Annotated in this window: 17 protein-coding genes and 1 pseudogene; 9 read left to right on the top strand and 9 right to left on the bottom strand. The window is 61.2% G+C overall.

Annotated features, from left to right (window positions below; translation table 11 throughout):
* Positions 1-305: 305 nt before the first annotated feature.
* The 7 genes from VG543_RS01965 to VG543_RS01935 all read left to right on the top strand — a co-directional run bounded on the left by VG543_RS01965 (position 306) and on the right by VG543_RS01935 (position 4,249).
* Complete coding sequence (locus VG543_RS01965; protein ID WP_423177599.1) at positions 306-722, top strand: hypothetical protein; 417 nt, start codon at positions 306-308, stop codon at positions 720-722.
* A 101-nt stretch (positions 723-823) separates the two neighbouring features.
* The gene (locus VG543_RS01960; protein WP_197639594.1) at positions 824-1,297 is read left to right on the top strand and encodes a hypothetical protein; all 474 of its coding nucleotides are present in this window, start codon (positions 824-826) and stop codon (positions 1,295-1,297) included.
* Between the two features lie 47 nt (positions 1,298-1,344).
* Positions 1,345-1,782 (top strand): class I SAM-dependent methyltransferase, encoded by a 438-nt coding sequence (locus tag VG543_RS01955; RefSeq protein ID WP_279911880.1) that lies wholly within the window; start codon positions 1,345-1,347, stop codon positions 1,780-1,782.
* A gap of 232 nt (positions 1,783-2,014) precedes the next feature.
* Positions 2,015-2,335, top strand: a complete 321-nt coding sequence (locus tag VG543_RS01950; RefSeq protein WP_180834178.1) for a hypothetical protein — start codon at positions 2,015-2,017, stop codon at positions 2,333-2,335.
* Positions 2,332-2,646 (top strand): hypothetical protein, encoded by a 315-nt coding sequence (locus tag VG543_RS01945; protein WP_180834179.1) that lies wholly within the window; start codon positions 2,332-2,334, stop codon positions 2,644-2,646. The genes VG543_RS01950 and VG543_RS01945 overlap by 4 nt, the downstream gene beginning before the upstream one ends.
* Before the next feature lie 68 nt (positions 2,647-2,714).
* Positions 2,715-3,758: a hypothetical protein gene (locus VG543_RS01940; protein ID WP_423177597.1), complete on the top strand. Its 1,044-nt coding sequence runs from the start codon at positions 2,715-2,717 to the stop codon at positions 3,756-3,758.
* Positions 3,755-4,249 (top strand): hypothetical protein, encoded by a 495-nt coding sequence (locus tag VG543_RS01935; protein WP_279911883.1) that lies wholly within the window; start codon positions 3,755-3,757, stop codon positions 4,247-4,249. Before VG543_RS01940 ends, VG543_RS01935 begins: the two co-directional genes overlap by 4 nt.
* 63 nt (positions 4,250-4,312) lie before the next feature.
* Here the strand turns inward: VG543_RS01935 and VG543_RS01930 are convergent, their stop codons facing one another.
* Positions 4,313-4,552, bottom strand: coding sequence for a hypothetical protein (locus VG543_RS01930; protein ID WP_423177596.1), 240 nt, complete (start codon positions 4,550-4,552; stop codon positions 4,313-4,315).
* Positions 4,553-5,230: 678 nt separating this feature from the next.
* Here VG543_RS01930 and VG543_RS01925 point away from each other — a divergent pair.
* Entirely contained in the window at positions 5,231-6,700 is a 1,470-nt protein-coding gene (locus tag VG543_RS01925) for an aldehyde dehydrogenase family protein (protein WP_049453296.1), read from the top strand.
* 206 nt (positions 6,701-6,906) lie between these two features.
* Positions 6,907-7,533, top strand: coding sequence for a TetR/AcrR family transcriptional regulator (locus tag VG543_RS01920; RefSeq protein WP_080353445.1), 627 nt, complete (start codon positions 6,907-6,909; stop codon positions 7,531-7,533).
* A 381-nt stretch (positions 7,534-7,914) separates the two neighbouring features.
* Here the strand turns inward: VG543_RS01920 and VG543_RS01915 are convergent, their stop codons facing one another.
* The 8 genes and pseudogenes from VG543_RS01915 to VG543_RS01880 all read right to left on the bottom strand — a co-directional run bounded on the left by VG543_RS01915 (position 7,915) and on the right by VG543_RS01880 (position 14,068).
* Positions 7,915-8,442, bottom strand: coding sequence for a hypothetical protein (locus VG543_RS01915; RefSeq protein WP_143565990.1), 528 nt, complete (start codon positions 8,440-8,442; stop codon positions 7,915-7,917).
* Positions 8,430-8,999 (bottom strand): LysR substrate-binding domain-containing protein, encoded by a 570-nt coding sequence (locus tag VG543_RS01910; protein ID WP_130519099.1) that lies wholly within the window; start codon positions 8,997-8,999, stop codon positions 8,430-8,432. Before VG543_RS01910 ends, VG543_RS01915 begins: the two co-directional genes overlap by 13 nt.
* A pseudogene (locus VG543_RS01905) lies at positions 8,932-9,075 on the bottom strand (integrase core domain-containing protein); the annotation flags it as partial. The pseudogene VG543_RS01905 and the gene VG543_RS01910, both read right to left, overlap by 68 nt.
* Positions 9,076-9,595: 520 nt before the next feature.
* Positions 9,596-10,575 (bottom strand): IS5 family transposase gene (locus VG543_RS01900; protein WP_130519097.1). Its coding sequence is split into 2 segments (ribosomal slippage): positions 9,596-10,305 and positions 10,305-10,575, totalling 981 coding nucleotides; the frame shifts between segments, so codons are not numbered across the junction.
* Between the two features lie 66 nt (positions 10,576-10,641).
* Positions 10,642-10,791 (bottom strand): hypothetical protein, encoded by a 150-nt coding sequence (locus VG543_RS01895; RefSeq protein ID WP_158230263.1) that lies wholly within the window; start codon positions 10,789-10,791, stop codon positions 10,642-10,644.
* An 87-nt stretch (positions 10,792-10,878) separates the two neighbouring features.
* Positions 10,879-12,255, bottom strand: a complete 1,377-nt coding sequence (locus VG543_RS01890) for a Dyp-type peroxidase (RefSeq protein WP_049452916.1) — start codon at positions 12,253-12,255, stop codon at positions 10,879-10,881.
* A 1-nt stretch (position 12,256) separates the two neighbouring features.
* Positions 12,257-12,952 carry a hypothetical protein gene (locus tag VG543_RS01885; RefSeq protein ID WP_423177594.1) on the bottom strand — a complete coding sequence of 232 codons (696 nt, stop codon included), beginning with the start codon at positions 12,950-12,952 and terminating at the stop codon, positions 12,257-12,259.
* 24 nt (positions 12,953-12,976) lie between these two features.
* On the bottom strand, positions 12,977-14,068 hold the full coding sequence (locus VG543_RS01880) for a catalase family protein (protein WP_070470375.1): 1,092 nt from the start codon (positions 14,066-14,068) through the stop codon (positions 12,977-12,979).
* Between the last annotated feature and the right edge of the window lie 331 nt (positions 14,069-14,399).

Below are 14,399 nucleotides of genomic sequence, written 5' to 3'. Positions count from 1 at the left end.
AAGTCCCGGCTGTGGTCCGATTCCTCTACTTCTAACTGAGAACTTTTCCAGGGTGAGCGGTTAGAAGGTGGTTGGGTGGTTATCCTTGCTGTATTGGTGGTTTCCGGTGGTTGCTGTCGCCGGGGTGGAAGGAATGCTTAGTTAGTGATTTCCTGGGTCGGTTAACTAAGCGCCATGTTGTTTCTTGAGCTTCTTACGCTGGATTGAGAGGGGCGGCGAAAGCCGCCCCTTTTCTCTTTGCAGCCCCTTGCGCATCCCCTTTTCTTTGTTATGGGTATTTCTACTCACACAAAAAAGGAGGATCTATGCGCAATCTTTGTTTGTCGGCCATCGCCGGTGCGTTGCTGCTCTCTGCGGGGTGTTCCAGTCAGCCCGGCACTGCTCCACTTGAGAGCGAAACTGCGGCCACTTCCGTGATCCTGTTGGGGGAGGTAGACCTGCCCAAGGGCGCGACCCTGGACGATTTCCCCAGCCTTCTCAATGCCGGGGGTATCGCTTGGGAGAAGGTCCAAGAAGGAAGGGTTCAGCTCGAAGGCTCCTTCGACCGTCCTTGGAGCGACGGCCGTTCGTTGGCAGTGGCCGTTGACGTTCTCGGCCGAACCACCCGGTTGATCGTGCGGGCTGGCGACCAGCCACAGCTTTCACCGCCGGCCGTTTGTGTTCGCGGTGTTGGGAGGGATGCCGTCGCGTCGGATATTTCGGAAGCGCATCCCTGTAAGTAACGAGAAAGGCGGCGAAAGCCGCCTCTTTCTTTTCCAGATCCCCTTGCGCAAACCAAACCTTTTGTTATGGATGGTGCAACCCATTCAAAAAAGGAGGCCTCATGCGCGTTTTGGTTCTTTCTCTGGCCCTTGCCGGCCTGCTCCCCTTGACGGCCTCCGCTGCTGACACTACTTCCGCACGTCGATACGGCACCAGTGAAACCTTGAGTGTTCAGAACGCCCGCCTGGGCGAGGTGCTCATGGTTCGCAGCGTGGACATCAAATCCGACAAGCGCCTCAACGCCGGTTCCGCCATTGGCGCCGCCGTGGGTTATGGGGCCGCTCGCGAGGTTAAAGGCGATTACCGCAGCGCCGCCAGGGTGGCGGGTGGCGTGATTGGGGGCGTCGCCGGCACGGCCATCCAAAACGGGGTGAGCAAGCGCCGCGGGATGGAAGTGTATGTCCGCCATCTGGAGACCGGAAAAGTCATTGCCATTGTTCAGGCCGATGACCTGCCGATCCGCGCCGGTGACAAGGTGTTCTTGACGGGTAGGGGCAGCAAGACCCGCGTTGTGCCGATTGAGGGGCAGCGCTGATGGATGGCTCGACTCAAGCAGTGCTAGACCCGTGTTGCGGTAGCCGCATGTTTTGGTTCGACCGAGCCGACGAGCGCGCCATTTACGGCGACATCCGTTCCGAGGAACACACACTGTGCGACGGCCGGCACCTGGAAGTTCGCCCGGACCAGGGCATGGACTTTCGAGCCCTGCCATTCCCGGACGGGCGCTTCAAGCTGGTCGTGTTCGATCCGCCTCACTTGCGCAAAGCGGGGGAGCAAAGCTGGATGCGCGCCAAGTATGGCTGCCTCAACCCCAGCACTTGGCGCGAAGACCTGCGAGCCGGGTTCGCCGAATGCTTTCGCGTGCTGGAGCCTTCGGGGGTGCTGATCTTCAAGTGGAACGAAACCCAGATCAAGGTCAGCGAAATCTTGGCACTGACGGATGAGAAGCCCCTGTTCGGTCACCCCAGCGGCAAGCGTGCAGCGACGCACTGGATCTGCTTTATGAAGGGGCAGCGCTGATGGCTATATCTATTTCGGCTGGGGCCTTTGTCTGGGACGGTATGGACTCTTTGGCCGAGGAACTCCGTGCGCTTCCCTTTGCGCTCCAAATCCTGGATGGCATGGACTGCTCCCCTGCGCAACCTCACGAGCTGCACCACCTGCCAATGGCGTGGAATCTCAAGCCCAGCCAGTGGGGCCAACCTCTCACCTTCCAAGCGCGCCCTCTCAGAAGTCACCCGGGAGGCCGCCGATGGTGAGCGTGATCTTTCTGCTGACCCTGCTTGGCCTCATGGTCCTGATTCCGTTCTGGACGTTCAAGCGCTTTGGCGACGCCAAGGCAGCTTGGCAACGGGTGAGGGGCGGTGACCGAGACGCTCGCACGCACGGCCGCTTCATGATTCATGGCGCGTTGTTTGGGGTTGGGATGGTGGTTATCAGCGCGTTCTTGGCCCAAGCCACCTTCAGCATCTGGCACCAGGTCGCCACCGGGGGAGGCCTGTTTGCACTCGGCACGGTCGCGGTGCTCTGCCTGCTGGCCTTTTTCTGGAGCAAGGGGAGGTCGCGCGGATGAGTGCGTTGACGATGCTTTTCCTTTCCATTCTGGTCTTTGCAGTGTTTCTTTGCTCGGCGGCGGTTACCTCTTTTGTGGCCGCGCTGACTTACCCGACGGTGAAGCAATCGCTGACCTTCATCCGGAGCGGCGAGCGGAGCGCGTCGCTTTACATTGGTTTCGCCATTTATGGGGGGATCTTCACGGGCTGCGTCCTCACGCTTGCATTCGTGGCGGTGATAATGGCCCTCAACATTTCCAGCGCTGAGGACGCCGCTCTATACGCGGCCACCTTGCTTAGCGCGGGACTGGGCTACTGGGTGGGCCGATGACACGCGAGCCGTCCACCTTGTTTGCCCCAGACGTTCTTCCCGGGCCGGATGGCATCGAGCTGTTGCCGATGCCCGCAGACATCCGGGCCATCTACGACGCAGCCCAACGCAACACGCCTTTCAGCAAGGACGTGGACGACGCCCTGGCCGCGCACCGCAACGCACACGGCGAAGCGGAGCAAATCGAGCACGCTCAGCGTGTGGATCCTGCGGATGCCATGCCCTCGGAGCGCTACCGGGCTTATGTGAGCCAACGCCGCTATGCGGTCCGCGCCTGCATTCAGGCCGGCATGGCACGAAAGGACATCGCAAGGTTCCTCGGGGTGGCTGTTTACACCTTGCAGAAAGATGCTCAAGCCCTTGGACTGCGGTTGCCGGTCTGCCAACGACAACCGAGGAGCATTGCAGGGCACTCGGTTGAGGAAGTGCTGAGCCTGCTCCACGAACTGGGCACCCGCACCCGTGTGGCGGCTCGGATCGGCGTCACGCAGCAAGCGGTTAGCCTGTTTTGCAAGAAATACGAACTGGACATGCCGCAAAACGGAAAGAAGGCGGTTGTTCTGGCTCGGCGCAAAGAGGTGCGCCGGTTGAGCGAGGCCGGCCTATCGGTGTCTGAAATGGCGCAACAGTTGGCCGTGCCATACGCGTGCATAACGGCCGACCGCAAAGCGCTGAAGCTGCCGCCTGTGCGTCTGCCGGCAGAGAAAATGACCCTCTTGGGCTTGAGTCGAGCAGAGATCGAGGCCCTTCTTGCTCGATTCCAGACCATCAAGGCAGTGGCGTTGCATCTCGGAACTAGTGGGGCGCATGTGTCCTCTTACATGAAGAGAGCCGGCCTCAAAGCGCCACGGGACGGGCGATGCCGCCAGGCCACTACACCATCGACCGACCGCAAACCGCTGAAGCTTCCGGGCATGCGTAAACCGGCGGAGAAAATGACCCTCTCGGGCTTGAGTCGAGCAGAGGTCGAGATCCTGCTCGCCCGATTCCAGACGGCCAACGCTGTGGCTCTGCATCTGGGGGTCAGCGCGTCGTCTATATCTGTTTACATGAAAAGAGCAGGTCTCAAAGCGCCGCGCGATGGGCGACGTCGTCAGGCCACTCCATCATGATTCCACGCAAAGGCTTCCTCGGCGGCCGCTCCCCGGCCCAGGTTCAATCCTTGCTGGACGAAGGGGTGACTCAGCGCGCCTTGGCCCAACGCCTGGGCGTCACCCACCAAGCCGTGAACCGCTTTGTCCGGCGGCACCGCCTGGCGGGCTCCGGACGGCAGGCGTTCCGGGACCGCCAAGCCCGCGAGCTCGCTGAGCGTCGCCAGCAGGTGCAGCGGCTGGTCCGAGCCGGGCTGACCTCGGTCGAGGTGGCCCAGCGCTTGGGCGTGTCGCCGGCCACCATCGGCTTGGACCGCCGAGCCCTTCGCTTGGGGCGTGTCCTGAAAGGGCCGGAGCACCGCACCTTGCGGGGGCTGGGCCTGGACCAGGTTCGGACTCGGTTGAAGGTGGTCAGCCGGGCTCAGTTGGCGCGGGAGCTTGGGATAAGCAGTTCAGCTGTCTACCGCTACTGCAACTTGGCCGGGATCGCTTCGCCTAGATGTGAACAGTGAACATGACAAGGCTGGAGCCAGTATTTTCGAGTCGGCCAGTGACCTTTACTGCGTCCAGTAGGCTCAGGTGGTCGCCGTCAGTTCCGAGTAGGCAATAAGCGTCATGCCGGTGGTGACGAGCAAAAGGATCGACATGACGATGGGAACTCCCCATTGATGGAAACGAAGCCGCGTTTGCAGTTGCTCGATCATTGGGCGCAGCTGGTTGTAGGTGGGCAGTGCGCGTTGCCGCAGCATCTCCGATTCGGCTTTCAGTTCAAAGCCCACCTGGCGAAGTGTCAGAACGTGAGCGGCAACCAGCATTGCAGCAACTAGAAGAAATAGGTCAACGTATCACGATGACTCGCGAATGCGAGGACTGGGGCCAACCGGTGAAGCGTTGAAGTTCACTTGCGCGAATTTTGGGAGCCGTAGGGATAAGTTGCCGGCAAGGACCTGGTGCCGTCCGTGTTGAGCACGGACGGCGCGGGGCGCATTGATCCAGTGCGCGTGCATTCCCCGCTGACGGCTGGAAACGCCTTAGTTTGCAGAAGCAGCATGCCGCCACCATGTTGCTTAGGAGGTCCTTGCGCCATCTCGCCCCGCCGCCAAGCGTTCTTGGGTGCATTAGACGCTCCGCGCCTTACTCACCTGCAACCCAAGGTCGGACGGCGAGGCTTGCCACATCGGCAGGCCGCGGTGATAGCAACGGCCGGACTGGGCGTGGAGTGCAGATGGATTTGAGGCGTCTTTTTGCTCACAAGGCTTTGGAGAATCAGAAGACGTTACCCGTCACTCCTAAGGGAGAACCTTGGGTGCCCGGAGCCTGCTGGCGATGCGCTTTACCCGTGACTCAAAAAAAACGCTTGACATATACATATGTGAGCGTTCACTCTTCTAATGGCCGGGGCGACGCAGCTCGCTCACTCGGTGTCGAAGGTGAGGAAGCGGAAGGCCCCTGACCTGATTCTCCCTAGCTCCATACGATGAAAGGAAAACGCCATGACAGACTCGCGTGCGACTGAAGCAGTAAAGAACTGGATCAATGGCAGTTGGAACGAAGGGGGGGCGATCAGGCAAGCGGTCAGTCCTTCGACGGGCCAGCCGCTCGGGAGCTATTTGGATATCGGCCAGGACGAAGCTCGGCTTGCCATCGAGGCTGCACGCACGGCCTTTGATACATCCAACTGGCCAACGGAGCGATCATTGCGTTCCCGCGCCTTGCATGAGTTAGCCGACGAGGTCGCCAAGCGCGCAAAAACAATGGCGGTCCGCCTCTCTCAGGAAGGCGGCAAGCTGTTGGCTCAGACCGAGTGGGAGCTCTCATTGGCGTCGGAGTGGCTCCGGTATGGCGCGGCAACCGCGCTGCTCCAAACCGGTGGCCGAGCTCTTGAAGCGGCGCCAGGGGTGCACTTCTTCTCCGATCCTGAGCCGCTTGGCGTTGTTGGCGTCATTTCGCCTTGGAACTCCCCGATCATTCTCTCCGTGCGAGCGATCGCTCCGGCGTTGGCGGCGGGGTGCACGGTGGTGCTCAAGCTGCCTCATCAGACGGCACTCACCAACGCGCTGTTCGCCGAGGCGGTCGCAGCCGTTCCATCGCTGCCGCCTGGCGTGCTCAATGTCATCACCGAGACAGGAAGCATTGGCGCAGCCATGCTGGTGGACTCTCCTCAAGTGGACATGATCAGCTATACCGGGAGCACAAACGTTGGACGGACCATCGCCGCCAACGGCGCGAAGACGCTGAAGCGGCTGAACCTGGAGCTTGGCGGAAAAGCACCGTTGGTGGTGTTCGACGATGCCAACCTTGCGGCCGTTGTCCCACAAATCGTCATGGCCCTCGTCGCGATGAATGGCCAGTTCTGTTGCACAGGTTCCCGTGTCTTGGTTCAGCGGACGGTGGCAGACCGGCTGCGAGCTGCCCTGGTTGAGGCCTATGGCAACGTTCGGCTCGGCGAGAGCGAGGATCCACAGGCACAACTCGGTCCGTTGATTGACAAGGCCAGCGTCGCACGCGTGGACGCGGTGGTTGCCGAAGCAGCGTCTTATGCGAACGTTCTCGTTCGCGGCGGCCCAATCGAAGAGGGACCGTTGGCTGCCGGCGCGTTCTACCGTCCAAGTTTGATCGAGGTCGAAGACTTGAACGCTTACGTCGTTCAGAACGAGGTGTTTGGACCTGTCCAGACGTTCGAGATTTTTGAGGACGAAGCCGACGCCATTGCGCGCGCAAATGCCACCGAGTTTGGCCTCGCCGCGTCGGTGTTCTCGGAAGACGCATCGCGTTGCCGACGAGTTGGCAAGGCCATTCGGGCTGGCCATATTTGGATGAATTGTTGGGGCGTCATGTCCGAGCAGTTTGAACAGAGCGGGTTCAAGCAAAGCGGCATCGGTGTGCTTTGCGGGCCGCGCGCGATTGAGCAGTTCCAGGAAATCAAGGTATACGCCACCGCCGCCCTGCCGTCCGGTTCTTGACCGACCTGCCTTGAACCGGACGTCGGCAGAGCACCTTCGGGACAGCCAATGCAGGGACTGAACTTCATTGCAAGGAAGAGTTAAGCGTTGCGATGGTTTGCTTCAGGCTGGGCAGCAATCGCGCAAGCGAATGCTGCCTGTTGAGCCGTGACCCCAGTCGAAGTAGTGTTCTTGCTTTAGACACGACCAATCTGTAGAGGTGTTGAATGAATGGAGGGAAAGGCAGGCCGCAGCTCGGTCGCCCTGTGAATGAGGGGGCGCGAGAAAAACGCTTGACGCAAATTTTGGATGGAGCGCGGGAGTCTTTCATACGCAAGGGCTTCCACGCTTCCTCCCTTTCCGACATAAGCGCCAATGCTAAGGTAAGTGTTGCTAACATCTACCAGTATTTTTCGTGCAAAGAAGCCCTTATCACCGCCCTGATCGAGCTCGATCTGCAGCGCCATCAGGCCCTGATTGCACGGTTTTGGAGCTCCGATTTTAGTCGACAGGCCGTCGAGGAGCTTTTGGCAGACCTCTTCCTGAAGCCCGAGGGACATGCGATAGCAGTTCTGCGCGCCGAAATCGCGAGCGAAGGTGCACGCAATGCCCATGTGGCCGGACTTCTTAGAAGCCACGAATTGGGCTTGATGGAAATGTTGCGGGAAAGAGTTCGACAGGCTCAGGAAAGGGGGCAAATAGCCAGCGCCCTGGACTCAGAGGTCGTCGCCGATCGCCTCTCGCTTGTCTTTGAGGGAATCATGAGGTTGTATCTGTTCTCCCCGGACGATGGTGAAGAGCTAATAGACAAGTATTACCGCCAATTCGCGGACGCCCTTCACGTGGCTCAGTGAGGGAAACCTCATTACAGCAGCGCAAGAGCCCGGTTTAGGCGCCTTGGCGACTTGTGTGGAAGCCGCTCTGCAGCCGACTCCAGCACCCCGACCAAGTTGACGCTCGACAAGGCGCAGTCGCCGCCCGGGATGGCGACGGCGATGACCGCCCCGGCGATAGGTGTGTGCCTGCACAGGCCGTATGCCGGTGCTTGAGGCGTTGGGCGGTCTATAAAATGCGCTCGAGTGCAGGCGACCTTTGAGGCCAGGATAGATGCCTTGCGAACCCAGGCACTCCGTCTGCGCTGGGTTTTGCGACGGCGCTCTGAGCGCTGCTTGGCCCCCAGCGCTTCGCTAGATGGTCGGTCGCGACGCCGCTGGGTCGAAGCGGTCGAGGGAGCCTTAACCGCTGTCCTGCATACCGTTCCAGCGTCGCCATCCTACAGGGTCACAAAGCTGGCAGGCTTCACTCCAGTCGTGGCCATGGAGCGCGCCGAAGAGCTTCGCAAGCGTTTCCATAACCACTTTTTGGGTCGCCTCGGAACCCGCTGCGGCAAATGAGCCTCCGTAATCCTTAATGAAGAGCATGAAGCTCTCGAAGTCGGGGATGAGCACCTCCACCGTCGTCCTTCCGGTGGGCGAAATGAAGGCGAAGAACGAGCCATCTACTGAGTTCTCAAATATTTCCAGCCGCAGGCCGTGCTCACCGCCATAGTAAGCACCGTTGGGTGAATACCCGGCCCGCGTTAAGCCGGCCATGTCGTTTTCGCCGTCCAACGGCCCCACCACATTGTGGCCGGCATGCCAACTGCCGCGATTGAATGTGAACTGTCTGTTTATCACGGTGTTCTCAATATCAAATACGATGACTTGCTCGGTCGCAGGCGAACGCTGGGCTGACAGTCGCCACCACTCCTTCAGTCGACGCACGACTGGCATAGCCTTCGCAGCCACGAGATGCCTGGGTCGTTTTCACTTCGCGGATGCCAGATCACGTCGATTTGCAATTCGTCAACCTCGAATGGCAGGTCGCTAACAACGAGGCCAAATGCCGCGGCGTAGCGTCTGGCGACACCGGCTTGCAAGGAAGCGATGAGTGGGGCGCGAGAAGCCATCGCAAGCAAGGTGATGCCGTTGTGCGACAAGTGGGGGGCCTCCAGCTGCATCGGGGCGTGCCGCAACAGATGTTCCAAAAATCCAGGCAAATTTTCGCTGTCCGACACGAGGCCGTGCACGGAGGAAAAGTAGTCTTCGGAGGCGATAGGGGTTGCGTAGGCCAGCTGCGATGGGTGGAAGCAGCAAACGAACTGTTCGCAATAGAGCATTTCACGGCGCAGGCGTCCGGTATCCTCACTCACATGCGCGATCGCGAGGTCAATCTTTGCGTCATTGACCTGCCCCCAGTAGCCGTACCACCCATTACTGGTGGAGCCCGGGGTTGAAGGGTACTGCGGCGGGATGGGTTTGGGTTCGGTGGTTGGCAGCAAACTGGGCCGGCGGGATGCGTCCGCAGCTGCTGTGTGGTCGCACCTGGTTGTAGTCGCGGCGCCACTCGGCGATGACGCTGCTCGTGCGGGTGCCCAGTTGCTGCGCTCGCGTCAGATGCCATTCGCCAACCCGGAGTGGCCCGGGCCGAGATGACGGACGGGCTCAAGCGCCAGCTTCAGCACCTTAGTGAGATGACTGACGGCACGGATGAGGCTGGCAAACGCCGAACGGCCATCGGCACTTGGGCGGCGATGGTAGGAGCCTTGATCCTGGCCCGCATGGCCCATGAAGAGGTGCTATCGGACGAAATTCTTCGTGAAACGCGAGCTTGGATCACTGCGAAAGCAGCGGGATAGGGCTTGAAAAGACGACAGAGGGCTGTGAAGGCCGCTCCATATCTGGCGCGGGTCTGTGGTGGCCTGCACGTTAGACGAGAACGCGGACGATGGGCAGGGCAGGATCGCACCATCGTCAACCCTAAGTAAGGTCTGAACAACACTCATCTGCGTTTGAGCCCCATCCGGTCGGCGTGGATTTCATTGAAACAACGCTTTCATTGCGCCCAATTGGCACAGGTGTGCGGGATTTCCCCGCCTTACAGGCGCACTGGCCCTGCGGCCGGCATCAACTGCCGGCGCACCATCCACAGTTTGGACAGCACAAACAGCGTCATCACCTGCGCGGTGTTCTTGGCCAGGCCGCGATAGCGCACCTTGGTGTAGCCAAACTGACGCTTGATCACCCGGAACGGATGCTCGACCTTGGCCCTGAGCCGGGCGATGAAATGTTCCCAGTCCTCAACAACCGCACGTTTGCGCTGGTTCCTGATGGCCCGCACCTTCGAAGGCTTGGCCGCGATCAGAAACCCGGCCTTGCTCTGGCTCAGTTCGATGCGCTTGTCCGCACCGGTATAGCCGCTGTCGCCACACACCGTGTCCTCATCGCCATGCAGCAGCTTCTGGGTCTGGGTGATGTCAGCCACTTTGGCCGCCGTGCATTGCACGTGGTGCACCAGGCCAGAGGCATCGTCCACGCCGATGTGCGCCTTCATCCCGAAATACCACTGGTTGCCCTTCCTGGTCTGATGCATGTCCGGGTCACGCTTGCCTTGGGCGTTTCTGGTCGAGCTTGGCGCGGCGATGATCGTGGCATCGACGATCGTCCCGCCGCGCAGACTCAATCCCTTGTTCGACAAGTGCATGTTGACCCGGCCCAGCAGCTTGCTCGCCAGATCATGGATCTCCAACAGACGTCGGAAGTTGAGGATCGTGGTCTCGTCCGGGATCCCGTCCAGCCCACCCAACTGGCAAAGCGACGCATCACCGGCATGTCGTACAGCGCCTCTTCCATGCCCGGATCACTCAATGCATACCACTGCTGCAGCAAGTGGATGCGCAGCATCGTCTCCAGCGCATACGGCTGACGCCCCGGCTGGCCTGACTTGGGATAGTGCGGCTCAATCAGCGACAACAACGCCTTCCACGGCACCACTTGATCCATCTGACCCAAGAACACCTCGCGCCGGGTCTGCTTGCGCTGGCCAAGATCCTCGGCATCACCGAACGTCAGCCGCATCTGCCTGCCTCTCGAAGTTGAAGGCCATTGTCGGCGATACGGCGGGAGTTGTTCAGCAGAGCTTCCCTAGCGAGAGATCGAGCCGCGCTGCGGCGTTTGATCCGGCAGGTCCACTTCCACGTCATCGGCGTAACACCGGCCCCAGCCTTCGGGCAGGTCGTAGCCTTCGATGATCGGATGGCCGCTGGCGTGCCAGTGCGCGCGGGCGTGGCGCAAGGCTTAGGCCACCGTGCCGCCTGGGCACGGTGGCCTCTCAGTGCAGGGCCCGCGAGCACGCATAGCGCCCAGCGCGCCCGCGCCGGCTCAATCGAACTTCCCCTCGCCGATCCAGCGCAGCGCGCTCAATGACGGCATGAACATGTACTCGCCGCCGCGCAGGCGATTGAAGGTACTCACATCGGCCACGCGTCGACGCACTGGCGACTGGGGAATCGTGAAGCTGCCGGGCTCCTCGTGCAGGCCGACGATCGGGTCGCGTTCAGAACCCAGGTCGATGAAGTTGCCGCGATTGATCCATTCCTGCTGCAGGAATTCGATCGTGTCGTAGGCCCGGGCGCTGATGAAGATGAAGAAGATCCCGCGATCCGCCTTGGCATCGTCGGTGCCGGTCACGTCATCGCTCCACTTTGGTCCAAACGTGGACGAACGCCGAATGATGCGATGAATGTGCTCGTCGCTGAGGATCGTCAGCTGGCTCCCCCGCGGATTGAGGCGGCGCATATGTGCCGAATGCGGGCACATCCGACCAAGGGCATCATGCTGGTAGTCGAAATCGTTGTTGCGTTGCGGGTCGGCGCCGAGCTCGGGATCGTCTCGTTCCGGCGCTAGCGGTAGCGGCGCGCCGGAGCGCCAGCGTCCGAACATCTTCGCGGCAAGAGCATGCTGGGCCTGCTTGTCCTCGCCTGCATGTATGCGCATGAAATCGTTGAACGCACCCACCCGGCTTTCGTACTTGCGCATCACCACGAACGAGCCGTTGCGCCCCAATACGTCCGGCTGGGGCATGCGCAACGGCGCACCGGCTTCGCTGTTTTCCCCAAGGATGAACTCTCCCGCAGCGATCGCACGCTGCTGCCCGGGCTGTGGTTCCACGCCAGCGCCAGCCACTGTTGGCTGCGAAATCGAATCGCGGAAGCCGAATGGATTCTGGGCATCGGCGTCGGCGCCGAAACGGTGCGTTGCCAGCAAGGTCACGCCACTGCAGGCATTTAGCTCGCCCATGGCTTTGTCCACCGCAACATCCAGATGTACTTCATCGCGCGCATAGATGGTCAGGGCAATATGGCAATTGCCCGGTGTGAACACTTCCTCCCAAGTCTCTGGAGCGTTTTCCCCGAAGTCACGCAGCTGTTCGGCGCGTGCTGCCATTCCCTGCCGGAACGACAGGGGGAAGCTCTCCAGCGAGGACGGCGGCAATCCAAGCGCCTTGAGCCCTTCGTGACTGATGGCCACGCCGATCCAGGTATCAAGCTCCTCGGTCCAGCCGGAAGCAGTGGGGACATGCGGGGCGAGCCGGCGCAGCAGATCGCGCCCACCGGCCGCCTGTTCCACGTGCAGCAAAGCATGAATCCCGACGTAAGGCTCAGGACGCGATCGCAGGATGAGCGCCTGGATGTCATCGAGGTTCAGGGTCACCCGGTCACGACGGAAACGGGCAGCAAGGTCAGCGAGCAGGCCCATGTCAGTAATCCACCCCCTGCGGGACGGAGATGGCCTGCTCCAGCGTCTCCAGCGCTGCACGCGTGGTCGCATCCATCTGCGTATTTCCGGACATCGTATCCAAGAAGGCCTGCAACGCCTTGTCCATGCGTTGGTAACGGCGCACGTCCACTACCGTGACCTGGGGATTGGCGACAAACCAACCGGCCGCGTCGATCTGGTGATCGGCGATGAAATCCTTGACCTGCGGACTGTCGATGCCAGGCCAGCCCTCCACGTTGGCGAACAACAGGTCCATCAAGCCTGGAATCTTGGTGGCGAAATCGTTGATGTAGGTATCCCAGTCACCATCGTAGGCCGTGGCGAACAGGATCCGCGTGTCGTCATCGAACAACACAAACCGCATGTCATGAAGCGTGGACACGCGTTGCGCGCCGTCGAAATTGCCCCCGGTCAGGCCGAAGATGCGCTTGAGCCGATCCGCGCCACCGGGCTTGAGCGTGGCGATGGCCGACAACTCGGAGACATTTCCCGACTGCCGACCGGCGCGACCGGCGCTTTGGGAGCTGCCCTTGTAGGCATCGTTGTGTTGCTTGATCAAGGCTTCGAGCGCGATCCTGGCAAGCTTTGGCAAGTCCTGCGCCAGTTCGCCAGCACGGCGCCGGATCTCCTCCGGCTTGGTCTCATCGGCGAGGCGTGGATCATTCGACGTGGTCATCGGGGGTCCTTGTCGTGGGAAGGCTCAATCCGGGATATCGGCCAGATGCTCCGGCTCGACCCGCGGTTGGGTGTTCATGGCATGGCGGAAACTGCTGGAACGCTCATACGCGGCGCGGCGGATGCGCATGATCCCGCCCAACGGACGATGGGCCTGCACGCCATTCCAGGGATTGAACGACAACACGTCGTCGCCGTAGACCCGGCGTGCGGGCGTATAGGGCGCCTGCGGGGCAAAGCGCAGCGTCGCAAGCGGCATGTGCGGCGAGGCATCCTCGTCCCAGCGCACGGCTGCATCCTCCACAGGCATCTTCGCTACGTCGGTGCACAACTGCGCCCGCAGCGTGTACTCGGCACCATGACGCGCGAAATGCTGCTCGATCACATCCCGCATCGTCGAGAAGCCGACATCCTCCACGGCCACCCCGGTCAGTGCGCGCACATCGTTGGACGCTGGCACCAGCGAAAGCTTGGCCACGTAGTCGCCGAAACGCAGGGCGCCCTGCGTGTGGTAGGACTCTCCCAGCGGGTTGTGGTTGTCGCGCCCCAGGCCCTCGAGCGTCGCACCGGGCGTCCCGCCCAGCGCTTCGACTGCTTCCTTGGTACCGCGTGCGAGCCCGGCGACGATCCGCTGGAAGATGTCCGGCGCGTGTGCGTTCTTCTCCAGCACGCCCAGCAGTGTCTTGTACTTGGGGATGGTGCCAAAGGCGAGCACGGGGAAGTTCACCATCAGGAAATCCTGATTGCGGCCTCCGATCTGCGGTGACAGACGTTCGCCGTCCACACCGATCAGCTTGATTGCGAACCCGCGCGGCGCCGGGATCGCATCGGAGTGGATATCGCCGGGCGCCGAGGACAGGCGCGCCACCACGCCGTAGGTCGCGGGCCTGCGGAATATCCCCTGCGCAAGTGCTGGCGGGAGGTCCGAATGGACGGACAACTCCCCTTTGAGGACCGCGTGCGATTTTGCATGCGCATCGCGAATAGCATGCCGATGGCGCTCATAGGCAGCACGGTTACCTTCGGCCATCTGCGTGACGATCTCCTCGATCAGACGATCCTCGTCTTCGTCGACGTTTTCCAGTGCTTCGCTGTAAAGAACGGGTTGATCGACCATGGATCTCCTGCGTCGATAGGCATGGCATGCGGTTGTCCGGTACGCCGCCATACGACAGGGTATTGGGGATTACGATACTGGACATGCAAGCGTGATGAGGCCATGAAGCCGCTCGCTTCATGGCCTCGGGTTGCAGAAGGTTGGCTCGCTTTCGGCACGCCCTGGCCTCGCCGCGTCGGTCCACGCATGAGCGGTGCGTGCCGAGACTTTCCGGTGGGAAGCGTTGGTCTGCTCAACCGATGACCCGCCGGGTCAAGGACGGCACGAAGCTGAGAAGTAGCGCGGGATCAGCTGCGGGGTCTGGTCCGGCATTCGACTTCCACTTCGTCGA

This window comes from Stenotrophomonas sp. CASM101 (genome assembly GCF_049384845.1).
In the GTDB taxonomy this organism is placed as follows: Bacteria; Pseudomonadota; Gammaproteobacteria; order Xanthomonadales; family Xanthomonadaceae; genus Stenotrophomonas; species Stenotrophomonas hibiscicola.
This window is presented reverse-complemented; position numbering and strand designations above follow the sequence as displayed.

Excerpts from the sequence above, each read along its gene's own strand:
- VG543_RS01940 (WP_423177597.1), top strand. The coding sequence starts at position 2,715 with ATGCCCGCAGACATCCGGGCCATCTACGACGCAGCCCAACGCAACACG.
- VG543_RS01965 (WP_423177599.1), top strand. The coding sequence starts at position 306 with ATGCGCAATCTTTGTTTGTCGGCCATCGCCGGTGCGTTGCTGCTCTCT.
- VG543_RS01890 (WP_049452916.1), bottom strand. The coding sequence starts at position 12,255 with ATGGGCCTGCTCGCTGACCTTGCTGCCCGTTTCCGTCGTGACCGGGTG.
- VG543_RS01935 (WP_279911883.1), top strand. The coding sequence starts at position 3,755 with ATGATTCCACGCAAAGGCTTCCTCGGCGGCCGCTCCCCGGCCCAGGTT.
- VG543_RS01885 (WP_423177594.1), bottom strand. The coding sequence starts at position 12,952 with ATGACCACGTCGAATGATCCACGCCTCGCCGATGAGACCAAGCCGGAG.
- VG543_RS01955 (WP_279911880.1), top strand. The coding sequence starts at position 1,345 with ATGTTTTGGTTCGACCGAGCCGACGAGCGCGCCATTTACGGCGACATC.
- VG543_RS01880 (WP_070470375.1), bottom strand. The coding sequence starts at position 14,068 with ATGGTCGATCAACCCGTTCTTTACAGCGAAGCACTGGAAAACGTCGAC.
- VG543_RS01920 (WP_080353445.1), top strand. The coding sequence starts at position 6,907 with ATGAATGGAGGGAAAGGCAGGCCGCAGCTCGGTCGCCCTGTGAATGAG.
- VG543_RS01950 (WP_180834178.1), top strand. The coding sequence starts at position 2,015 with ATGGTGAGCGTGATCTTTCTGCTGACCCTGCTTGGCCTCATGGTCCTG.
- VG543_RS01930 (WP_423177596.1), bottom strand. The coding sequence starts at position 4,552 with ATGCTGGTTGCCGCTCACGTTCTGACACTTCGCCAGGTGGGCTTTGAA.
- VG543_RS01960 (WP_197639594.1), top strand. The coding sequence starts at position 824 with ATGCGCGTTTTGGTTCTTTCTCTGGCCCTTGCCGGCCTGCTCCCCTTG.
- VG543_RS01945 (WP_180834179.1), top strand. The coding sequence starts at position 2,332 with ATGAGTGCGTTGACGATGCTTTTCCTTTCCATTCTGGTCTTTGCAGTG.
- VG543_RS01925 (WP_049453296.1), top strand. The coding sequence starts at position 5,231 with ATGACAGACTCGCGTGCGACTGAAGCAGTAAAGAACTGGATCAATGGC.